The sequence below is a fragment of the Anaerotignum lactatifermentans DSM 14214 genome, from assembly GCF_900142265.1.
GTDB classification, from domain to species: domain Bacteria; phylum Bacillota; class Clostridia; order Lachnospirales; family Anaerotignaceae; genus Anaerotignum; species Anaerotignum lactatifermentans.
This window is the reverse complement of the sequence record NZ_FRAH01000062.1, coordinates 1-21,229: the sequence shown is the minus strand read 5'-3', so window position 1 is coordinate 21,229 and position 21,229 is coordinate 1. Positions and strand designations below refer to the sequence as shown.

General features: G+C 40.6%; 23 protein-coding genes. 22 read left to right on the top strand and 1 reads right to left on the bottom strand.

Translation table 11 applies throughout. From position 1 onward, the window contains the following. The 9 genes from BUB35_RS14100 to BUB35_RS14060 form a co-directional block, all read left to right on the top strand. Positions 1 to 614 (top strand): hypothetical protein (locus tag BUB35_RS14100; RefSeq protein ID WP_330391224.1); only part of this gene is annotated, 614 nt, incomplete at its 5' end. Between the two features lie 121 nt (positions 615 to 735). Further along, the gene (locus tag BUB35_RS14095; RefSeq protein ID WP_242949266.1) at positions 736 to 1,461 is read left to right on the top strand and encodes a class D sortase; all 726 of its coding nucleotides are present in this window, start codon (positions 736 to 738) and stop codon (positions 1,459 to 1,461) included. A gap of 154 nt (positions 1,462 to 1,615) precedes the next feature. Next, positions 1,616 to 2,674 (top strand): stalk domain-containing protein, encoded by a 1,059-nt coding sequence (locus tag BUB35_RS14090; protein WP_072852789.1) that lies wholly within the window; start codon positions 1,616 to 1,618, stop codon positions 2,672 to 2,674. Between the two features lie 93 nt (positions 2,675 to 2,767). Continuing rightward, complete coding sequence (locus tag BUB35_RS14085; RefSeq protein WP_072852787.1) at positions 2,768 to 8,551, top strand: SpaA isopeptide-forming pilin-related protein; 5,784 nt, start codon at positions 2,768 to 2,770, stop codon at positions 8,549 to 8,551. A gap of 87 nt (positions 8,552 to 8,638) precedes the next feature. Then, positions 8,639 to 8,986 (top strand): DUF3852 domain-containing protein, encoded by a 348-nt coding sequence (locus BUB35_RS14080; RefSeq protein ID WP_072852785.1) that lies wholly within the window; start codon positions 8,639 to 8,641, stop codon positions 8,984 to 8,986. Between the two features lie 214 nt (positions 8,987 to 9,200). After that, positions 9,201 to 9,332: a hypothetical protein gene (locus BUB35_RS19810; protein WP_276326393.1), complete on the top strand. Its 132-nt coding sequence runs from the start codon at positions 9,201 to 9,203 to the stop codon at positions 9,330 to 9,332. Then, positions 9,271 to 10,287: a nuclear transport factor 2 family protein gene (locus BUB35_RS14070; protein ID WP_242949267.1), complete on the top strand. Its 1,017-nt coding sequence runs from the start codon at positions 9,271 to 9,273 to the stop codon at positions 10,285 to 10,287. The genes BUB35_RS19810 and BUB35_RS14070 overlap by 62 nt, the downstream gene beginning before the upstream one ends. 25 nt (positions 10,288 to 10,312) lie before the next feature. Beyond that, positions 10,313 to 10,714, top strand: coding sequence for a pyridoxamine 5'-phosphate oxidase family protein (locus BUB35_RS14065; RefSeq protein ID WP_072852783.1), 402 nt, complete (start codon positions 10,313 to 10,315; stop codon positions 10,712 to 10,714). A 57-nt stretch (positions 10,715 to 10,771) separates the two neighbouring features. Further along, on the top strand, positions 10,772 to 11,080 hold the full coding sequence (locus BUB35_RS14060) for a winged helix-turn-helix transcriptional regulator (RefSeq protein WP_072852781.1): 309 nt from the start codon (positions 10,772 to 10,774) through the stop codon (positions 11,078 to 11,080). Positions 11,081 to 11,097: 17 nt separating this feature from the next. Here BUB35_RS14060 and BUB35_RS14055 read toward each other — a convergent pair whose 3' ends face one another. Next, a complete protein-coding gene (locus tag BUB35_RS14055) occupies positions 11,098 to 11,418 on the bottom strand; it encodes a winged helix-turn-helix transcriptional regulator (protein WP_072852779.1) in 321 nt (106 codons plus the stop codon). 110 nt (positions 11,419 to 11,528) lie between these two features. On the opposite strand from BUB35_RS14055, the gene BUB35_RS14050 reads away from it, so the two are divergent. The 13 genes from BUB35_RS14050 to BUB35_RS13990 all read left to right on the top strand — a co-directional run bounded on the left by BUB35_RS14050 (position 11,529) and on the right by BUB35_RS13990 (position 21,217). After that, positions 11,529 to 12,155, top strand: coding sequence for a 4Fe-4S binding protein (locus BUB35_RS14050; RefSeq protein WP_072852777.1), 627 nt, complete (start codon positions 11,529 to 11,531; stop codon positions 12,153 to 12,155). 2 nt (positions 12,156 to 12,157) lie between these two features. Further along, the gene (locus BUB35_RS14045) at positions 12,158 to 13,027 is read left to right on the top strand and encodes an SIR2 family NAD-dependent protein deacylase (protein ID WP_072852775.1); all 870 of its coding nucleotides are present in this window, start codon (positions 12,158 to 12,160) and stop codon (positions 13,025 to 13,027) included. 2 nt (positions 13,028 to 13,029) lie between these two features. Continuing rightward, complete coding sequence (locus BUB35_RS14040; protein WP_072852772.1) at positions 13,030 to 13,887, top strand: protein-ADP-ribose hydrolase; 858 nt, start codon at positions 13,030 to 13,032, stop codon at positions 13,885 to 13,887. 121 nt (positions 13,888 to 14,008) lie between these two features. Next, positions 14,009 to 14,545: a DUF4259 domain-containing protein gene (locus tag BUB35_RS14035; protein WP_072852770.1), complete on the top strand. Its 537-nt coding sequence runs from the start codon at positions 14,009 to 14,011 to the stop codon at positions 14,543 to 14,545. Positions 14,546 to 14,569: 24 nt separating this feature from the next. Beyond that, positions 14,570 to 15,430 (top strand): conjugal transfer protein TrbL family protein, encoded by an 861-nt coding sequence (locus tag BUB35_RS14030; RefSeq protein WP_022254131.1) that lies wholly within the window; start codon positions 14,570 to 14,572, stop codon positions 15,428 to 15,430. A gap of 108 nt (positions 15,431 to 15,538) precedes the next feature. Further along, positions 15,539 to 16,384, top strand: a complete 846-nt coding sequence (locus BUB35_RS14025; protein WP_072852768.1) for a hypothetical protein — start codon at positions 15,539 to 15,541, stop codon at positions 16,382 to 16,384. A gap of 95 nt (positions 16,385 to 16,479) precedes the next feature. Continuing rightward, the gene (locus BUB35_RS14020) at positions 16,480 to 16,785 is read left to right on the top strand and encodes a DUF4314 domain-containing protein (protein WP_072852766.1); all 306 of its coding nucleotides are present in this window, start codon (positions 16,480 to 16,482) and stop codon (positions 16,783 to 16,785) included. A 14-nt stretch (positions 16,786 to 16,799) separates the two neighbouring features. Further along, complete coding sequence (locus BUB35_RS14015) at positions 16,800 to 17,165, top strand: DUF7768 domain-containing protein (protein ID WP_072852765.1); 366 nt, start codon at positions 16,800 to 16,802, stop codon at positions 17,163 to 17,165. 17 nt (positions 17,166 to 17,182) lie between these two features. Continuing rightward, positions 17,183 to 17,509 carry a hypothetical protein gene (locus BUB35_RS14010; RefSeq protein WP_072852763.1) on the top strand — a complete coding sequence of 109 codons (327 nt, stop codon included), beginning with the start codon at positions 17,183 to 17,185 and terminating at the stop codon, positions 17,507 to 17,509. Further along, positions 17,445 to 18,038: a hypothetical protein gene (locus BUB35_RS14005; RefSeq protein WP_072852761.1), complete on the top strand. Its 594-nt coding sequence runs from the start codon at positions 17,445 to 17,447 to the stop codon at positions 18,036 to 18,038. Before BUB35_RS14010 ends, BUB35_RS14005 begins: the two co-directional genes overlap by 65 nt. Further along, positions 18,035 to 19,846 carry a VirB4 family type IV secretion system protein gene (locus BUB35_RS14000; protein ID WP_072852759.1) on the top strand — a complete coding sequence of 604 codons (1,812 nt, stop codon included), beginning with the start codon at positions 18,035 to 18,037 and terminating at the stop codon, positions 19,844 to 19,846. The genes BUB35_RS14005 and BUB35_RS14000 overlap by 4 nt, the downstream gene beginning before the upstream one ends. Positions 19,847 to 19,908: 62 nt before the next feature. Further along, positions 19,909 to 20,244, top strand: coding sequence for an LPD28 domain-containing protein (locus BUB35_RS13995; RefSeq protein ID WP_072852756.1), 336 nt, complete (start codon positions 19,909 to 19,911; stop codon positions 20,242 to 20,244). 22 nt (positions 20,245 to 20,266) lie between these two features. Then, entirely contained in the window at positions 20,267 to 21,217 is a 951-nt protein-coding gene (locus BUB35_RS13990) for a C40 family peptidase (RefSeq protein WP_072852754.1), read from the top strand. The last annotated feature ends 12 nt before the right edge of the window (positions 21,218 to 21,229 follow it).

Below are 21,229 nucleotides of genomic sequence, written 5' to 3'. Positions count from 1 at the left end.
TAAAAGATGGATATACATTGCCCTTGACCAATGTCAGCTGGACCGTTATGGGAACATCCCTTGCCGGAGATACTTTGGTACCCACAGAGTATAAGGCAGTAGCTACTTATTCAAAAACATTCAGCTCGCAGGTGCCTACGGGCTATGTATCCACAGCAAGGTACAAAGGCAATGTAACAAAGACAACGGCAGATACGGCAACCTTTACCATTACTTACGCAGGAAAACTGATGGAAAATGGAATGCCGCCAGTATTAAAAGTAGTAACAGGTATTATTGCAGTACTGCTTTTGGGCTGTGCCATTGCCATGCTTCTGCTTTATCTGAAAAACAGGCAAGGGGCTGATGTGTATAATCTCATTGACAAAGAGTATATCTGCATCGGAAGACAAAATGTCAATCCAAAGCAGCCTGTGATTGATTTGAATGAGTTTGAGGACTTGATCCAAAGCAATGTATTCCAGTTTGTGCTGGACAAGAAAACAACAAAGGCACTTTTCGGCAGGAATATCAGTGTGACCTATAAAGACATGACAGTCAAGCACAGAGTCAATGAGAAAAAAGGAGAATATCGATTTGAACTGGATTTGGGAGGTGTGTTGGATGCGGAATAAAATGAAAACGATGTTGCTTTTGTTTTTATTTTCTACTATTGGCTTCTGCGTGCCAGCTTATGCTCTTGACTCAGATTTAAGTTACAATTACAAAACAGAGAATCAAGAGGAGTTTGTTATTGTGGGAAAATCCAATATCAACATCCAAGGGGAGATACCGGATTATCTCAGGGATATTTATGATGTATCACCGCAGACAGTCTATGATTCAGAGTATGGTGCCAATGTAGTGGAGCCAAATGCGCCATCTATTAACAATACCACATATGCACCAGTGAATGCACCAATCAATCCTTACACCCAAAGCCCAAGCAGTCTGATTACAGGTGCAGCCTACGGCGGCGGTACCAGTGGAAGCTATACAGCGAATATTTCCTCAGACGGCTATGTGACAAATGAGATTCCGGAACAGGTATATGACGAAGTTTTGCAGTATCCCTTAACAACCATTGAGCAGGTACGAAACAGTGATGGGAGCATTGGCGTATTGAAGATTCCAGAAATTGGGCTGACGGTAACCGCCTATGACGGCGATACCTTCACAGCCATGAAAAAAGGTGTGGGACATTTGGCTTCTACTTCCTGCTGGAATGGAAATATCGGTTTGGTAGGGCATAACAGAGGTACCAATGACTACTTTGGAAAACTGAAAAAACTGGATATTGGCGATGAAATGACCTATACCACAAAACTTGGCACAAGAACCTATGTGGTAAGATCCATTACAAAGATTGCCGATACGGACTGGTCAAAACTCCAATACACCAGTGACAACCGCCTGACATTGATCACCTGCGTAGAAAATATTGGCAGTCAGCGTCTTTGCGTGCAGGCAGTGCAGAAATAATCTTTTGCTTGCAGTGTAAATGCTTTTCCAATATAAATGATATTGAAAGGAAAACAAGGGAAAGGAGGCGAAATAAATATAGAAAGACTTTGACAGAGATACGGTTTCCAATTGATTCAAAATGCAGTGAAAAAGAAAAAGGAGTGTGAAAAATATGAAAAAACAATTAGCAGCCATATTGGCAGCCACAATGGTATTAGGTACAGCACCAAGTGCTTTCGCTGCTGACCAGATCACAGTTACAGTTGATGGGGAAAAGGTCAATTTTGAGGATCAGCAGCCAGTGAATATTGATAACAGAGTGATGGTTCCTGTAAGAGATGTGGCTGAGAAAATGGGATGGGAAGTCACCTTTGAAACATATCCGGGAAATACCTTGGTTGACGGAGTTTTTCAAGATGAACACCACATTATGATTCAAAAAAATGTGGATGTCGGTAAAGATTTGGGAAGAAACTTCATTTATCTTACGAACATCACGATGGAAACCAACTCTATTCTTGTAGGCAATTCTGGATATTACGCAGAAGAAGAAAAATTAAAAGCCACACCAGTGGTACAGAATGGCAGAACACTACTGGGTGTCAGAGATATCGCAGAAGGACTTCACGCCGATGTTGTCTGGAATAGTGCCACCCAAACAGTAGAAATCAAAACTAAACCAGCAGAACAATTTGCCTACTATAAGGAACTGTTAGATTACGTTGATAGATATGCAGAAGGAACTGCTGAATCTACAGAACCGGAAAAAGAAAAAACGGATTCCCTTACATTTGAGGAAGAACAGCTCCAGAGAGCAGAACAGTATGCTGTAGAACAAAATGCAAAGCGTAATGAGTTCGCTAAAGAAGTTATTGACCGTATCAATCAAGAACGTGAAAAGAATGGGTTAAATAAGCTTCAAATGAATGATGCTTTAATGGAAGCAGCAGATGTAAGGGTAAAAGAAATTGTAACAAACTTCTCTCATACACGCCCTGACGGAAGAAAGGCAAAAACAGCCGCAAATGAAGCAGGGTTTGAAGGAAGCTACATCGGTGAGAATATCACAGGCTTTGCCAATACACCCAAATGGGCTGTAGATAATTGGACGGAATCGGATGGTCATAGAGAAAATTATCTAAATCCCGAATATACTTATACAGGTGTTGCATACCTGTATGATAAAGACAGCGAATATGGCAGTTACTGGGTACAGATATTTGCAAGGTAACAAATAGAAGTGAATAGAGCAGGCAAAAAAGAGATACAAAAATCAATTGTATCTCTTTTTTTAATGCCAAAAATCAATAAGGAGGGAAACCAAATGTGTAAAACAAGAAGAATCATTGCTTTTTTGCTGGCGATGCTTATTGCTATTCCAACAATCTCCTTGTCAACGGTTCGCGCTGCAGAAGAAGGCAGTGATATCACCAAAATTACTGTTGTTAAAGGCAAGGATATTAATGATATGCTGTATGGCGGAAAAAAAGTGCTTCATTCCTCCGCATGGTGGTACGATGCGGATGGTAATAAAAATCCAGCATTTTGTGTTGATCCCAATAAGGCTGGTCCTGGAGAATACTTTGCTGGAAAGTATGATTTGAATGTGGCTGGTGCAGAAACAAATGAAAAAGTTGCCGCCATCATCAATAACAGTATTCCATATAAGACGTATCAGGAATTAGGTGTAAACAGTGAAGAAGAAGCCTATGCTGCTACAAAGGCAGCCATTTGGTGTGTGATTGGTGTGTCAAATTATACAAATAAAGATGCGTGGGATTGTCCTAGTAATCCGAACGTAAAAAAATTATTTGACAAACTGGTTGATCTAGCATTGAATAATCCTGAACCAGTAAAAGCAGCAGTATACGGTACGATTAAGGTGGATGAAGAACCAGTGGAAGAAGGAAACTACTTTGTACAGCGTTTTCAGGTAAAGGAAACAAGTAATTCTGGAAAGAAAATCACAAAGTATAAGGTCGAATTGACTGGTGATTATCCAGTTGGAACAATCATTACAGGTGAAGACGGCATCGAAAAAACACAGTTCAAAGGTGATGAAACATTTGCGATTCGTATTCCCAAGACTTCTGTCCCTGTTGGTGGCAGTGTGGAAGCAAATGTAAAGATTTCGGCAAATCTGTATTCCAATGTTATCTTGATCGGCAAGCCTTTGAATGGACTGGATGGCAAAGTGCAGGATATGGAAATCGGGATGCCGAATCAGCCCATTACTATTAATGCCAAAATGGTAATTGGTAAGTCTACTGAAACGGATGAACCCGGTGATGGTAAACTAAAAGTCATCAAGCTGGATGCCACAGATAATGCAACCCCTTTGGCAGGTGTAACATTTGATTGTTATAATGCACAGGGGCATTTAATTGATACAGGTACCACAGATGAATCTGGTATTTGGGAACCGAATATTACGGAGTCTGGTACCTATACGGTAGTAGAACGCTCTACCAATAATAGATATCAGCTGACTGAGCCAACCACTTTGGTCATTACAGTAGAGCCGGATCAAACAGCAACAGCAACATTCCGTGATTATCCACCACACATTGTTACTTCTGAAAAGGAAGATGCTGAAACAGGTGAACCTATTCCCGGCGTACAGCTTGAAATCGTACAGATCGACGGCAAAGGTGCATGGAGAGCAACAGGCAAAACCGATGCAGACGGGAAAATCATTTGGGAAGATGTACCTGACGGTACTTATCTTGTAAGAGAAGTATCCACAGTAGAGGGATATATCTTGGATCAGACACCTCAGTATGTAACTGTAAGGAATGGACAGGCTGCCGGATTAAAATTTTTGAATAGTAAATTTCCAGGCTTGACTATCACCAAGATCGACCAGCAGACAGGCGAAGTCATTACTGATCCAGCTACTTTCAAAGTAGAACAGGTAGATGGCAGCTACACAACCACAGTTACAACAGAAAATGGTGTTGCTACACTGAAAAATGTACCCGTTGGTACATATAAAATCACAGAAGTAACTGCACCTGAAGGATACGCATTGGGTGATTGCCCTCAGACCGTATATCTTGGCAAAGACAAGAATATTCAGGTGGTTATGAAAAATCTGAAAAAACCTGTGCTTACCATCGAAAAGATCGACGGACAGACAGGTGATCCAGTACCAGGAACCAAGTTTGAAATCAAGAAATCCGATGGAACTTTGATCGGTACCGTAACAACAGGTGCAGATGGTAAAGTAACAGTCGGTATGGAAGGCGGCGAACTTGGATACCTTGATCCCGATGTTTATACCGTAACAGAAGTCTTTGTACCAGAGCCTTATGTGCTGACAGGTGAGCATCAGGACATCAGACTGAATGCAGGTGATAGCAAGTCCTTGTTATTTGCAAACCTTGAAATGCCCAGCATCACCGTTGAAAAATACGATGAAGAAACAGGCGAAAAATTGCCAGGTGCGCAGTTTGCTATTTATGAGCAGGCAGACACCGCACGTCCAGTTGTTGAAGGTATGACTGACGAAAACGGTAAATTTACATCTGGCTATATCAAACCCGGCACTTATGTGGTCAAAGAACTGAATCCACCTCCTGGATATATGTTCTCTGATAAAACAAGCCCTGACAGAGTGATCGTTGCGAAACCTGGCGATGGTGAAATCATCGTGAAGGTAGACAATATCAAATTGCCGGAGCTGACCATCAAGAAAATCGACTCTGTGACCAAAGAGCCGATTGCGGGGGTTGTGTATGAAGTCAAAGAAGTGGATGATACCAGCGTACAGCCCACAACAGTGACTACCGATGAAAATGGTACGATTGTGATTCCTGGGCTGAAAGCAGGTACATATGAAATCACTGAGATTTCTACGCCGAAACCCTATATTTTGAACAGTACACCGCAAAGAGTCAAACTGGAAGCAGGCGATCAAAAAACACTAATGTTTGAAAACATCAAATACCCTACATTGATCATCGAGAAAACAGATTATACAACCAACAAGGGTATTCCAAACACCACATTCAAGATTGAGCATGAGGAAGACGATGGTGCAATTACAACAGTCGGTACATTCAAGACCGATGAAAATGGCAGAATCAAACTGCCGTATGTAGAACCTGGCTGGTATATCGTAACAGAAACCATTCCGGCACAGGGCTACCAGAAACCGACTAACCCTGTGACACGTATTTATTTGAACCCTGGCGATAACTCTTATCTGAAGGATGATAATATCGCAGGTGGTGGCACTGGTGGTGCAGACGGCGGTACAACGACCGAAGGTATTGAAATCACAAGTGGAAATGATTACGAAGTGGTAGACGGTATCGTAAACTATCCTCTGAACAGTTTGGTGATCAAGAAAGCAGATGCCAACACAGGGGAAATGTTGGATGGTGCAACATTTGAAGTATTTCGAATCACAGGGGAAACAAGTGGTCAAAACGGCAAACTGATCTGCACGGCAACAACTGATCATTCCGGTGTTATCGTTATCACTGGATTGGAAGCAGGTGCTTATGCGGTCAGAGAAACAAAAGCACCAAACAATTACATCATCGCAGAAACAGATATGCAGACAGTTAATATGAAAGCAGACGGAACATCTGTTGTGGAAGTAGTATTCCGAAACTATCCTTACGGCTCTCTGCTCATCACAAAAGTGGATGCCTTGACCAATAAACCATTATCCAATGCCACTTTCCAAGTAACAACAGGTGATGGAACGGTGGTTGGAAACAGCAACGGTATGTATACTACAAACAGCGATGGCGAAATCCTGATTCCAAATCTGAAACCAGGCAGTTATGTAGTAACAGAGCGCATTGCACCAGAAGGATATGCCTGCGATACAAAACCGCAGACCATTGAAATTGGTACAGATGGTGCTACATACAAAGTGCATTTCCAGAACCAGCCTATGTGCTCTCTCGTGATTTTAAAGAAAGATGCCGATAATGGTAATCCATTGTCTGGTGCACAGTTTAAAGTAACTACATCAAAAGGTGCTGTTGTAGGAACAAATAACGGCATATTTACCACAGACAGCAATGGCTCTATTACGATTTCCTACCTCGCTAAGGATAGTTATATCGTAGAAGAAGTAAAGGCGCCGGATGGCTACGTGTTGGAGGAGCAGTCCAAAACCATCGCGCTGGATTATGGCAAAACTTATACCTTGGAGTTCACCAATAAAAAGATGACTTCATTGGTAGTAAAGAAAATTGACGCTGTGACAGGCGAACCATTGCCAGGTGCAAAGTTCTTCGTGGAGAAACAAAACGGGGAACATGTAGGTGAGTACACTACAGATAATACCGGTACCATTCTGCTTCCGACACTTGATCCAGACTGGTATGTGGTAAGAGAAACAAAAGCACCGGAAGGATACATCCTGGACGAAACACCAAAAACCGTTGAGGTAAAAACAAATGTGCCAACGGTGGTAACATTTGAAAACAAACCGCTTTCAGGTATCAAAATCGTAAAAACCGATTCCGAAACAGGGGAACCGTTGGAAGGTGTATCCTTCTCAGTTTCTAAAATGAATGGCGAGAAAATCGGCACATTCAAAACAGATAAAGAAGGTATGGTCTATATCTCTGATTTGGAAGATGGCTACTACACTGTAACAGAAACAGAAGGATTGGAAGGTTATCACTGGGACAAAGAACCGAAAACGGTAGAAGTGAAATCCGGCAAACAAACCATTTTGGAAGTGGAAAATCAGCCATATTCCGGTTTGGTCATTGAGAAAACCAACAGCAGGACCGGCGATCCTATTGAGGGTGTAGAATTCCTTGTGACAAAATTCAACGGTGAGCAGATCGGATACTATGAAACAGATGAATCCGGCTTGATCGTCATTGAAGGATTGGAAGAAGGCACATACTTGGTAAAGGAAACAAAAGAAGCCAAAGGCTACAAACTTGACAGCGAAGCAAAAGAAGTGGAAATCAAAGACGGCAAGAGAACAACGTTAAAAGTGGAAAATGATCCAATGTCTTCTGTATTGATCCATAAAATCGACTCTGTTACAGGAGAAGGTATTCCAGGAGTAAAGTTCCTGTTATATGACAGTGACAATGAACCAATCGGTCAGTTTGAAACAGATGACGAAGGCTATATCTGGATTAGAAAAGAACTTCCAGAAGGCAAGTACAAACTCAGAGAATTAGAACCTGCAGAAGGATATATCTCTGACAACAGCGAGAAAACATTCTATGTGCAGAAAGGCAGAACAACAGAAATCGAGTGGGAGAATACACCGGAAGTCGGTCAGATCGTCATTACAAAACGTTCTTCCGAGTTCAATGAACTGACAGGTCTTCCTGCCGGTTCTCCATTGTCTGGTGCAGTATTTGAAATCTATAACACCACAGGAAATTTGGTTGATAAGATTTCTTCTGGCAGCAATGGTGTTGCGGCGTCTAAGGGATTGCCGGTAGGTGTCTATACCATCAAAGAAGTATCCGCACCAAGATATTACGCTTTGAATGATAAAACACTTTTGGCAGAAATCAGGCACAACGGCGATATCGTCAGATTTGAAGTGCTGAACAGCAGCATTTCTTTGAACTTGACCATTCAGAAAAAAGGACCAAACGCCGCATCTCCTGGACAGACCATCCAGTATGACATTTATGAAGTGCAGAACGGCTCCTCCGGCACTTTGGAAAACTTCTATATTCATGACAGGATTCCAACAGATGCCACAAGAGCGTTGAAGATCGTCACAGGGACATATTCCGAAAGAATGTATTATAAGATCACTTATAAAACGAACTACAGGGATTATCGTGTGCTTGCGGAAAATCTTCTGACAAAGAACAGCTATGAATATAGCCTCCATCCAAATGTACTTGGCTTGGCAAATGGGGAATATGTAACAGATGTGCGTCTGGAATTCCCGAAGGCAAGCCCTGGTTTTAAGATGCTTGAAAATATGTCTGTATTCTGTCAGGTAATGCCGAATATGCCGAAAGATTACCGTATCGTCAATAGAGCAGATGTAGGAGGAAGATACGGCAATGAATGGGAAAGTGCAAAGACCAGCTGGAACACAACGGTGTGGACTGTGAATACACCGCCGGTAACGCTTCCCAAAACAGGTTATTGATAAAAAAGCAATGAGTAAATAAAATAGTTTTGAGAAATATGGGGCAGTCTTCAGGCTGCCCCTTTTCTATGAAAGGAGAGAAGAAGAATGGCAGTAAGATGGAAAAGGGTATTTTTGCTGACAATGGTTGTGCTTATAGCAGTGATCTTCTTCGCACCGCCAGTATTTGCGGCACCGGATAGTGGTCAGGTTTCCACAGCCATTGAAAGCACTTGGAAAACAGCAGCCGGTCAGATCAAAACCGTAACCAATAACGTTATCTTTCCAGTGGTGGATTGCGTGCTGGCGATCTTGCTTTTTGTCAAACTCGCGATGTGTTATTTCGATTACAAAAAACATGGCGAATTTGATTTTGCACCAGTGACAATCCTGTTCTTTGGTCTGGTGTTTGCTATTACAGCACCGACTTATATCTGGAATATTCTTGGAATTTAACAAAAATAATGAAAAAATTTTATTTGAGTGCAAATGCTCTGAAATCGTTGAAATCTCAAAAAGGTATCCTTTTAGAAACTGTCCAATAGTATCATCGTGGTAACCATAGCACTTGAAAGTGCGTACTTTTCTTATTCTTTTCTTTCGATTATGATGAACCTGTAAGAAAAAAGAAATGTAAAAAATCAGCAATATTTTTAAGGAGGAAAAGAAAATGAAAAAGAACACTGTTATTTTAACAGCCGCACTAATCAGTGCATTTACTGCCAGTACAGCACTTGCTGATACCACTGTGGAATTTCGAAAAGCAGTCGAAGATAGAGGGGGGTACAGTAGTATGGAATAGCCAGAACAGAAGTGTAACCGCTGAGGTTGATGGAAAAACAATCAGCTTTACTGTTGGAAGTGGAAAAGTGATCGTTGATGGTCAGGAAATAAACGCAGAAACAACGATTGTAAATAACAGAACGATGGTTTCAACAGAATTCATTAGTCAGTATGTTACAGGAAATAACGAAGAAGCAGAAATGAGCCATACAGAAAAAGCCCTTGCTTTGATTAACAGCTTTGCAAGCGGAGATACAACTGTGGCTGATGAATTAATGGCAGAAGGATATATTCAGCACAATCTGGCATATGGCACCGGAAGAAAGGCATTTAAAGATTCTGTTCGTTATCTTGCTTCCGCACCAGAAGAAACAACGGTAAATAATATTCGTGCCTGTGAAGATGGAGATTATGTATTCCTGCAGACAGTTTACAATTTTGCAGGTGCTGGAGAACAGGTAGCTTTTGATATTTTCAGATTTGACGAAAATGGAAAAATTGCGGAACATTGGGATAACCTTGCTTCCTTAGCTGAGCCAAATCCTTCCGGATATACGCAGATCGATGGTGCAATGGAGTTGAAAGATTTGGATAAAACGGAGGAGAACAGAACTCTCGTGAAAAACTTCCTTTATGATGTAATGCAGGGGAATAATCTTGAAAAAACTCCAGAGTACTTTGATGCTGATACTTACATTCAGCATAACACTGGTATTGCAGATGGTGTTTCTGGATTAAATGAAGCCTTAGCAGCTCTTGCTGAACAGGGAATCGAAATGATTTATGATGAAACACACATGGTTCTTGCACAAGGCAATTATGTTTTGGCAGTTAGTGAAGGTACTTTCGGCGGTGCTCCGACCAGCTATTATGACCTTTGGAGAGTTGAAGACGGTAAGATCGCTGAGCACTGGGATGTAATGGAAACCATTGCAGATCCTTCCACATGGGCAAATGAAAACGGTAAATTTTAATTTTAATCTTTAGGAGGTAAAGAATATGAAAGAAGTTGTAGAATTTTTACAGGCAAATCCAGTACAGTATCTTGCTACAGTGGGCAGAGATGGAAAGGCAAAATGCAGACCATTTATGTTCTGTTTTGAGAAAGATGGAAGATTATGGTTCTGTACAAACCATACAAAAGAAGTGTACAAAGATATGCAGGAAAATCCATATATTGAGATTTCGGTTTCCAGTCCTGAATATGCTTGGATCAGACTCAGCGGCAAAGCGGTATTTGAGAACAACATGGAAGTCAAAGAAAGCTGTATGGCTAATCCCATTGTGAAAGGACAGTATAAAACAGCGGATAACCCCATTTTTGAAGTTTTTTATCTGGAAGATGCAAAAGCAGTCATTGCTGATTTTTCCGGGAATCCGCCAAGAACATACCAGTGCTGATACTAAGAAAGGGCAGTATAGTGACTATGCTGCCCTTATAAATATAAGAGGAATGAAATGAATGATATGGAATATCAAAATTTACCGAAATGCCCTGTTGAAACAACCTTGCTGTTTTTAAAAGACAGAGAGTGTATCATTCTATTGGGATATATACTCTTGGGCGTTTTGGAAAGCAGTGAATTACAAAAAATGACGGCAATGTCAGAAAAAACATATCAAAAAACTTTGGATACTTTATGGAAAAACGGATTAATCACTTGTGAGAATGGTATTTTGCCTACAGAGTTAGGGGAAAGTTTGAAACCAGTGATTTTAACAATGGCTGAATGGGGAGAAAAATATAAAACACAGCAGAAAAATTAACTGCTGTGTTTTCTGAATTATACAAATTTCTTTTTATATTCAGTACCCCACATAAACATGGAGTCCAAAATAGGCTTTAAACTATAGCCGGTTTCTGTAAGTGTGTATTCTACCCTTGGAGGAACTTCGGGATATACTTTTCTCGTTAAAAGACCTGCTTCTTCCATAGAACGAAGATTGCTGGTCAGAACTTTCTGTGTAATCCCTGTTACAGAATGCATCAGTTCATTAAAACGTTTTGTTCCTTCCAGAAGATCGCGGATGATCAGTACTTTCCACTTATTTCCGATAAGCTGCAGTGTCATTTCTACTGGGCATTCGGGTGCTTCTTTTGTCATAAAATCACGTCCCTTATTTCTTATGTTTATTCAATAGTATCAAATTGGATGTATATACTTAATTATACTATTGGGATAAAATCTGTCAACGAATTTATGGAGATGAAAAAATGAGAACAATAGATTACTTGAATATGTTAAAAAATGAAATACATTCTGCTGTTTTTGCAACTATCGATGAAAACGGACTGCCTTGCACAAGGGTGATTGACATTATGCTTGCAGATGAAGCGGGTATTTATTTTATTACTGCCAAAGGAAAAGCATTTTATCGGCAGTTGATGGCGAAGGAATATGTTTCTATCAGCGCTATGACAAACAGCAAAGATTCTCTGAGCAAAAAATCCATTACGGTACAGGGGAAAGTTAAAAATATTGGACAAAGTCGTTTGGATGAAGTGTTTAGAGAAAATTCATATATGGAAAAAATATATCCAACAGAAAAAAGCAGAGCCGCACTTGAGGTTTTTTGGCTTTATGAAGGAAAGGGAGAGTATTTCGATTTGTCTTCTGTGCCGATTTTTCGAGATACATTTTCAATCGGCAATGGAAAAGCGAGCCAAAAGGGATATTTTGTAACAAATAAATGTCGTGGATGTAAAATATGTTACGCTAACTGTCCGCAGAAATGTATAGATATCAGCAAAAAACCTGTTATGATCCATCAGGAAAACTGTCTGCACTGTGGGAATTGTTACGATGTTTGTCCCTTTGGAGCCATTGAAAGGAGGCTGTGAATATGAGCAAATGGAAATTAAAACAAAATCTTACATTGGATGAGAAAATTCATGCCTTGAAAGAACGAATTGATTCTGCAGAACATATTGTCATTGGTGCCGGTTCCGGACTTTCTACAGCAGCTGGATTTACTTATGACGGCAAAAGATTTGAAGAGAATTTTGAACCTTTCATTCAACGATATGGGCTGAAAGATATGTACTCAGCTGGTTTTTATCCATTTCCAACACAGGAAGAAAAGTGGGCGTATTGGAGCAAGCATATTTATTTGAACAGGTATGATGTAGAAAAAGGAAAACCATATTTAGATTTATTAGAATTAATAAGTGGAAAAGACTATTTTGTCTTGACTACGAATGTGGATCATCAATTTCAGTTATGCGGTTTTGATCCAGAAAGAATATTTGTAACACAAGGGGATTATGGTCTTTTTCAATGTGCGAAAGCCTGTCATAAAAAATTATATGATAATGCAAAAATCGTGCGCGAAATGATAAAAGAGCAATCAGACTGCAAAATTCCATCATCTCTCGTACCAAAATGTCCTGTCTGTGGAGGAAATATAGAAGTCAATCTTCGCTGTGACCAATATTTTGTAGAGGATGAAAATTGGGAGGAAGCAGCACAAAGATATCATCATTATTTGGCTAAAAATAAAAACGAAAAGATACTGTTTCTGGAGCTGGGTGTGGGTGGAAATACACCGGTCATTATCAAGTATCCATTCTGGGAAATGACAAGCCAGTGGAAAAAATCATTTTATGTGTGTATCAATTTAAATGAGGCATGGGCACCAGAAGAAATCAGAAGAAAGTCATTATGTATCGATGGAGATATCAAAGAGATATTGTCAATTTTGAAGGAGTGTTAAATATGGATCAAAAAGAACGGCTTGATTATTTGGTTCAATACTTATGCGAAGATTCTGTTGTATATAAAGATGCCATAGTAAAAGATAAACAAAAACGTCAGATGATGCGCTCTCTTATGAATATCCGTATGCCAAAACCTGTATCTAAGGAATTTATTCAGATACAGGATGAATTTTTACAAGAGGAGGCAGTGGAAAAAGGAATTGTAAAAACCAATGATTTGCCAACGGTGAAAGAAATGCTGAATGTTCAGTTTCCTTTTGCAGATCGTATCTACCTTTGGCAGGGGGATATTACAAGATTAAAAGCTGATGCCATTGTAAATGCTGCCAACTCTCAAATGCTTGGGTGTTTTGTTCCATGTCATAAATGTATCGATAATGCTATACATTCTTCGGCTGGGATACAGCTTCGTGCAGAATGTATGGAATATATGGAGGTGCAGAGGAAAAAGTATGGAGAAGACTATGAAGAACCGACAGGTCAAGCGGTGATAACTTCCGCATATAATCTTCCAAGTCGATATGTGATTCATACAGTAGGACCTATTGTAAAAGAAGAACTGACACAAAAAGAATGTGACCTTTTGAAAAAGTGTTATCAGTCTTGTCTGGAAGTGGCTGAAAGAAAAGGTTTAAAAAGTATTGTTTTTTGTTGTATTTCAACAGGAGAGTTTGCTTTTCCCAATAAGGAAGCAGCACAAATAGCTGTAGAAACCGTTGTTGAATTTTTGCAGAACAGTCAAAAGATTGAAAGGGTTATATTTGATGTATTTAAAGATGAAGATTTCAAAATATATCAAAAAATTTTAGAACTCAAAGAAATGAAATCTCATCTTACAAGCAAGGAGAAAAAATAGAATTTGTTTATTACACAATGGCAGTTGAAATATGGAAATGAAGTTAGAAAAATAGATATGAATTGAGCCTTTATTCTAAATAGAATAAGGGCTTTTTTTATGGAAAAAAGGAGGAATGATGATGGGATGCTGGGGTGTAAAAGCATTTGAATCAGATGAAGGTCTGGATGTCTTGGAATGGATCAGAAACCATATTCCGGAAGACGGCTGTCTGCGCTTAAAGGAATTGTTGGAACAGCTGAAATTAGACGAATGGTGCAGACCGCCTGCTGCGGAAAACGGAGAGTTCCACAGCAGTACAATGCTGATTGCGGAACTGATGGAAAGCTTTCAAAATGGTACCATAGACGAATGGGAGTATCTCCCGAATAACCCCTTTGAAAAAGTGGTTTCGTTTCTTGTGGAAAAGGAATCCGTTAAAGAGATGTGCGAGTATCTTTCCAAAACATTGGAATCCGCAAGAAAAAATACGCAGGACAATCAATGGAACGGCTGGTTTGAAGAAACCAACTGGAACAAATGGCAGGAACATATGGAAAACCTGATTGAAACCATGCGTAAAATTTTGGAGCAAGACGAAGATGTGCTGGAACTGATACCGCAGACGGAACAGGAGATCTCAGAGGAACACATAGAAGGTGGTATGAACATGGAATAACAGAAAGCGAAGGTGATGAAAAATATGTTTGGCTTGGACTTCGCCGTAGACGGTGTGCTGGATCAGTTCTGTGACTGGATCTACGGCAAATTGATCACATTCTTCGGTGAGTTTTTCAGTATGATCAATATGATGGGGGCGGAACTTTTTGAGCTGGATTGGATCAAAGCAATCCTGCTCTTTTTTTATTATTTCGCCTGGGCGTTGTATATCGTTGGTATTGTAGTGGCTGTGTTTGACACAGCCATTGATGCACAGAGAGGAAAAGGAAGTTTTCAGGACTTGGCGTTAAATATCATCAAAGGTTTTTTCGCCGTCAGCCTGTTTACTGTAGTACCTATCGACCTTTATGTCTTCTGCATTAATCTGTCAAATGAACTGATTGGTGCCATTGCAGGTATGTCGGATTCACCAGGAAAACTTGGTGCCATTGCCACTATGGTACTGGGCAGCTTTGAAACGCCTGGTGCGAATGTGGTGGTGTCTATCGTGTTTGTCATACTGATTGGATATGCGGTCATCAAAGTGTTTTTTGCAAACTTAAAACGAGGCGGTATCCTTCTTGTCATGATGGCAACTGGCAGTCTTTATCTGTTCAGTGTGCCAAGAGGATACAGCGACGGATTCGTATCCTGGTGCAAACAGGTGGCAGCTCTCTGCCTGACAGCGTTTTTACAGACCATTGTACTGGTTGCAGGACTTGTCACTTATAACGCAAATATGCTGCTTGGCATCGGATTGATGCTTTCCAGCACAGAGGTGCCGAGAATCGCACAGAACTTTGGATTGGATACCAGTATGCGTTTCAACGCAATGAGTACGGTATATTCCGTAAATTCCGTAGTCAATATGGCACGTAATGTAGGAAGAATCGCAGGCAGATGAAAGAAGAAGGAACAAAACAAAAGGAATGGAATAATCATATTTGTTTGCAATGCTTTGATTCCGTGATATACTTTAGATAAGCAATCAGAAAGTAAAGGAGGAAAAAGTATGGCAAATATCACAAGTGCAAATGGAACACTCACATTAGTAGGAGATTGGAAGGAAGAAGATATTGCTCTGTTTCAGCCAGTTTTAAACAGCTGGAGTTTTTATGGACAATATGGGATTCAGTATTGTGGAAACCTGTCGGAACAAAATAAGAGTGCCTCTTTTTTTGGCTGTGGACGTTGGGGTTTTTCGGGAACATTAGAATCTTTCCATGAATGGACCATAGACTGGATCAAAACCCATGGACCTTTGACAGAACAGGAGTATAAAGATTTTCTGAAAAATATGCACAAAAAAGATCTGAAAATTGAAATGAGTTATGAAGATGACGGAGATGACTTTTTTGTAGAAGAAACAGGTTTTTTTGTTAGTGATGGCGAGAAGCTGATTTACTATACTATCGTAAGTGCTCCTATCGAAATACCATGGGAAGATTATGGAAAAGAATGTTTCGATGCGGCTGTTGAATTTTTCAGAAGTTTTACAGAAGATGCGGATGATTTAAAACTGAAAAAATGGGTCAAACAGTGGATTCGCCCAAGTCATTGTTATTTGGACTATGAACCGGGAGAAGATGTGTATGAATTTCTGGAAAACAATTTATTCATGATGGAGGACGCATTTTTTTATGACGAAATACTATTTGACGCTTTAAAACAAAACATAAAGTTAAAAGAAGACGAACGTTTAGAAGAAATGTATCGTTTTATGGAAGAAACTTACGGTATTGATTATACCTTGGAACTTCCAGAAGATTTTGATCGTTCAGAGCTGGCAGAAAATGAAAGCGACGAAGAATTCATTCGCTGGTATGAACAATTAGAAGAAAAAATGAAAGCAAAATAAAACAGTAGATATAGCAATATGAATTACGATAAAGGACAGAACTATGTATGGTTCTGTCCTTTTTTGTATTTTGTTAGATGAAAGGAATGAGTTTTATGAATTGGGCAGACAAAGGAAGAAGAATGGCGGAAAGAGCAAGAGAATTGTTCCCACCAGGTACAAGAATTCAATTAATTCATATGGATGATCCATATAATCCGGTGCCTGATGGAACAAGAGGAACGGTCAAGTTCGTGGATGATATGGGAACGGTATTTCCTGATTGGGATAACGGCAGAGGTCTTGGTGTGGTATACGGTGAGGACAGTTTCCGAAAGCTCACACCAGAAGAATTGTTGGAAGAACAGCAGAAAGAAGACATAAATCAAGACACAGATATGGGTATGAACATGGGAATGTAAGGGAGGTTTTCAAAATGAAAATGGTATATATCTGTTCACCATTGAGGGGAGAACCAGAAAAAAATATAGCAAAGGCGAACGAATACGCCAGAGAAGAAACAATGAAAGGGAACTGTGCCATCGCACCACATTGTGTTTTCACACAGTTTTTAGACGATGAAGTCCCGGAAGAACGCAGTCTGGGACAGGAAATGGGGAAAGCACTTCTTTGCAGGTGTGATGAACTTTTGGTTTGCGGCAGCATCATTTCGGAAGGAATGCGTGAGGAAATCAAAACTGCCTATGAGAACGGCATTGCTGTTTTAGGCAGAGATTTGTCCATTGCAGATATCGAAGATGCGGTGTTTGGAGAAACGGAACAGTACTGTGAGATGGCATAAAAGGCAGGTGAGAAGCAATGTATATCTATCCGGAAAACCTGAAAGGCAAAAGTACCATGTTCCTTTGGACACTGCGGGATATGCTGATCATCATCATAGGCGCGGTGCTGTCTGCCGTCTTTGCGGCGGCTCTGGACTGGATTGTGCCGGGGGTAATGGTTGGAGTGTTCGCCTTTTTGACACTGCGTATTGATAACGAACTGAATATCTCAGACTATATCCGTTTTGCCTTTCGGTTTTTTGTGACAACACAACAGATTTTTTATTGGAGGTTTGTCGATGACAAGAATGAGAATTGGAAAGAAGAAATCTACCAGAGAAGAAATAGGCGCCAGAAATATTGATGCACTTGGCGTGGAAACATACGGCAATGAGTATCTGGTCTACTTTCTGGTACAGCCGGATAACATTGCAGTGCTTTCGGAAACGGCAGTAAAAACAAAAATCATGGCGATGTCCAGCGTCATCAAAGGGCTGGATTCCATTGAGTTTTCCTGTATCAATTCCAGAGAAAACTTCGATCAGAACAAAATGTTTTACAAAGAGCGTCTGGAAGAAGAAGAAAGCCCGAAGGTGCGAGAGATATTGGAAAAAGACCTGATCCATCTGGACAGAGTGCAGATACAGACAGCTTCTGCAAGAGAGTTTTTGTTTATCCTCCGTTTTCGCAACTATAATCCGGAAACAAATGAAGTGCAGACAGGCATCAGCAGAATGACGAAGCTGTTGAAGGATGCAGGATTTTCCTACCGCCAGGCAAGTAAGGAGGACATCAAAAGGCTCTATGCCGTTTATTTCGTCCAGAACATCACGCAAGTTTACTTTGATGACTATGACGGCGAGAGATTTGTAAAGGGGGATGCATACCGTTGAAAATCAGCAGAACAAAGAAAACAAAAGCCTATATTCCCAAAACGGAAGAAGAAAAAGAGCAGGTCAGGATCAAAGAGTTTTTGGATATGTGTGCACCTTCTGTGCTGAAGTTCTACCCTGATTACTATATCTGCGGCAGCAGTTTCAGAAGCACATGGGTGGTGCGTGAATACCCAACGGACACAGAAGAACAGGCACTGCTCAGGCATTTAGGCGACCGTTCCGGCGTTACACTAAGAGTTTATACCAGACACGTTACACCAGCGGAAGAAAGAAAAATCATTTCCAACGCAGCCAGCAGGAACAGAATGAACCGTTCTTCCGGCAATATACAAAAGGAAATTATTGCAGAGTCAAACTTAAACGATGTTATGAACTTGATTGCACAGATGCACAGGGACAGAGAACCATTGGTGCATTGTGCTGTGTTCATTGAAATATCTACGCCAACACTGGAGAAGCTGAAAGAAATGCAGGCAGAAGTGGAGGCGGAGCTGACACGCTCTAAGATATCTGTAGATAAATTATTTCTAAGACAGAAAGAAGGCTTTGAAAGTACACAACCCTGCGGAAACAATGCCTTTCATGAGCAGTTCGAGCGCGTCATACCAGCAACCAGTGCTGCCAATCTCTATCCCTTCAACTACTCGGGCAAAGCCGATCCGCAAGGCTTTTATATCGGGCATGATAAGTATGGAAGCAACCTTTTCATTGACTTTCAAAGAAGGACAGACGATAAAACCAATGCAAATGTCTTGATACTTGGCAATAGCGGACAAGGCAAAAGCTATCTTATGAAACTGCTCCTTTGCAACATGAGAGAAAGTGGAATGGATATCGTCTGCCTTGATCCTGAACTTGAGTACAAAGATTTGGCAGTCAATATGGATGGCTGTTATATCGACTTGATGGAGGGAGAGTACATCATTAACGTGCTGGAACCAAAACGCTGGGAGGAAGACAGCGGATCGGTGCTGCCAAGACATATCTCATTCCTTCGTGATTTTTTTCGTGCCTACAAAGACTTTACCAGTGCGGAAATCGATGTGCTGGAGATATTTCTGGAAAAGCTGTACGAAAGCAAAGGCATTACAGAGGATATTGACTTTTCAGAATTAAAACACACAGACTACCCTGTGCTGTCAGATTTATATCGCCTTGTGGAAAAAGAACTGAACCAATATGAAGAAAGAAAGGGAAATATTTATACCAGAGAAACGGTCAGGGATTTATGTTTGAAACTGAAATCCATCTGCATTGGTGCTGACAGCAAGTTTTTTAACGGACACACCAACATCACAAGCAATCGATTTATCTGCTTTGGCACAAAGGGCATTACAGATGCGGATACGGCGATACGAAATGCTATGCTGTTCAATGTCCTTTCTTTTATGTCTGATGCCCTGCTGTCCAAAGGGAATACGGCAGCATTTATTGACGAGCTGTACCTGTTTTTGACAAACATGACTGCCATCGAATACATCCGAAATGCCATGAAGCGTGTGCGTAAAAAAGGCAGTGCCGTCATCATTGCCAGCCAGAATATCGAAGACTTCAACAGAGCTGATGTGAGAGAAATGACAAAACCCATGTTTGCCATTCCGACGCATCAGTTTTTATTTAATCCTGGTAATATTTCAAAGAAGGAATATATGGAAATGCTCAGGCTGGATGAGTGCTTATTCGACCTGATCAGCAACCCATTGAGAGGTGTCTGTGTGTTCCGCCATGGCTCAGAAGTTTACCATCTGGTAGTAAAAGCACCGCAGTATAAAGAGGATTTGTTTGGCAGTGCTGGAGGCAAGTAGAAATCAAAAAGGAAAAACACTAAACCTATCAAAAAGAAAAAACATAAAAGGGAGAGATTTACATGATGAAAGACGCAAGAGATGAAGACTTTGAATTAGCAGAAATTGATAATGTTGTGGTGATTTTTACCAATGCACGTATTGATCGAGATACGGTGCCTTTTGATTTATACTGCTATGATGTCAGAGAGTCAGAGGGCTTTAGTGGTGATCCAGTTACGCTGGAGAAGGTTGTTTCCATAAATCACTGGGGTACCATTTTATCAAAAAAACCGTTTCCTTTGGAAGATGATGCATACTATCCGTTGAAAGACGGCATCAATTATCTGGGAGAAACCTGTACGATGGATGAGTTTATGGAAATGAATCCAGAAGACGAAATGGATGTTATGTTTTAAGAAATAAAAGAAGGTGAGGCAAATGGCAAGTCCTATGGCAGTTGCCGTTATGACGAAGAAAGCGTTGGAGCTGGCAGAAGACAAACGAGTGCGGACACTGCTGGCAAGTATCGTGGCAGGTATTGTAATCGTGATGCTGATACCGCTGCTGGTTATGGTTTCTATCTTCAATACACAAGCAGGATTCAGTCAGGAGGTTGCAAGAATCGTATTCGATGGCGGACCTATTCCAACGGATATTGATGCGGAACTTTCCAAAGCCATGGAAGAAATGATGGATGCCTTTGAGGAATTGGATCAGACAATAGAATCATTGGAAGAAGAAGGATTTGACGATATCAAAGTCAAGTCCTTTTTTTATATTCTCTATTTTACAAAGGATATGACAGATTTTGATGAAGAATTCTATGCGGGCTTTGTGGATTGTTTTGTGGGTGAAAAAGAAGATGACGAGATTTATGAGGAACTGGAAGACTACCTTTCCTATGAGTTTACGGAAACAGAAAAGGTGGAAATCCGAAATCTATATCTCTTTATCAAGTATGGATACTCAGCGACAGACAAAATCACAGGCATTCCTGGGGAAGCATTCAACGATGCCACATTCGCACAGTTGATGCAGGAAGCCACGAAATATATCGGCTTTCCTTACCAATGGGGCGGAAGTACTCCGGAAACCAGCTTCGATTGTTCCGGCTTTGTATGTTGGGTATATACCCATTCCGGAGTCTATAACTTGCCCAGAACAACAGCACAGCAGATTTATAACCAGTGTACACCGGTGTCAAAAGACGAAGTCAAGCCGGGAGATCTGGTGTTTTTTACAGGCACGTACCAAACCAATAAACCGGTGACACATATCGGAATCTATGTAGGTGATAACCAGATGCTGCATTGCGGCGATCCCATCGGCTATGCAAACTTGGGGAATTCCTATTGGGTGAAGCATTTTTATGGATTTGGCAGATTGTAAAGGAGTGTGAAA

Coding starts and splice junctions, on each gene's coding strand:
- BUB35_RS14090 (WP_072852789.1), top strand. CDS start 1,616: ATGAAAAAACAATTAGCAGCCATATTGGCAGCCACAATGGTATTAGGT.
- BUB35_RS14085 (WP_072852787.1), top strand. CDS start 2,768: ATGTGTAAAACAAGAAGAATCATTGCTTTTTTGCTGGCGATGCTTATT.
- BUB35_RS14080 (WP_072852785.1), top strand. CDS start 8,639: ATGGCAGTAAGATGGAAAAGGGTATTTTTGCTGACAATGGTTGTGCTT.
- BUB35_RS19810 (WP_276326393.1), top strand. CDS start 9,201: ATGAAAAAGAACACTGTTATTTTAACAGCCGCACTAATCAGTGCATTT.
- BUB35_RS14065 (WP_072852783.1), top strand. CDS start 10,313: ATGAAAGAAGTTGTAGAATTTTTACAGGCAAATCCAGTACAGTATCTT.
- BUB35_RS14060 (WP_072852781.1), top strand. CDS start 10,772: ATGAATGATATGGAATATCAAAATTTACCGAAATGCCCTGTTGAAACA.
- BUB35_RS14055 (WP_072852779.1), bottom strand. CDS start 11,418: ATGACAAAAGAAGCACCCGAATGCCCAGTAGAAATGACACTGCAGCTT.
- BUB35_RS14050 (WP_072852777.1), top strand. CDS start 11,529: ATGAGAACAATAGATTACTTGAATATGTTAAAAAATGAAATACATTCT.
- BUB35_RS14045 (WP_072852775.1), top strand. CDS start 12,158: ATGAGCAAATGGAAATTAAAACAAAATCTTACATTGGATGAGAAAATT.
- BUB35_RS14040 (WP_072852772.1), top strand. CDS start 13,030: ATGGATCAAAAAGAACGGCTTGATTATTTGGTTCAATACTTATGCGAA.
- BUB35_RS14035 (WP_072852770.1), top strand. CDS start 14,009: ATGGGATGCTGGGGTGTAAAAGCATTTGAATCAGATGAAGGTCTGGAT.
- BUB35_RS14030 (WP_022254131.1), top strand. CDS start 14,570: ATGTTTGGCTTGGACTTCGCCGTAGACGGTGTGCTGGATCAGTTCTGT.
- BUB35_RS14025 (WP_072852768.1), top strand. CDS start 15,539: ATGGCAAATATCACAAGTGCAAATGGAACACTCACATTAGTAGGAGAT.
- BUB35_RS14020 (WP_072852766.1), top strand. CDS start 16,480: ATGAATTGGGCAGACAAAGGAAGAAGAATGGCGGAAAGAGCAAGAGAA.
- BUB35_RS14015 (WP_072852765.1), top strand. CDS start 16,800: ATGAAAATGGTATATATCTGTTCACCATTGAGGGGAGAACCAGAAAAA.
- BUB35_RS14010 (WP_072852763.1), top strand. CDS start 17,183: ATGTATATCTATCCGGAAAACCTGAAAGGCAAAAGTACCATGTTCCTT.
- BUB35_RS14005 (WP_072852761.1), top strand. CDS start 17,445: ATGACAAGAATGAGAATTGGAAAGAAGAAATCTACCAGAGAAGAAATA.
- BUB35_RS13995 (WP_072852756.1), top strand. CDS start 19,909: ATGATGAAAGACGCAAGAGATGAAGACTTTGAATTAGCAGAAATTGAT.
- BUB35_RS13990 (WP_072852754.1), top strand. CDS start 20,267: ATGGCAAGTCCTATGGCAGTTGCCGTTATGACGAAGAAAGCGTTGGAG.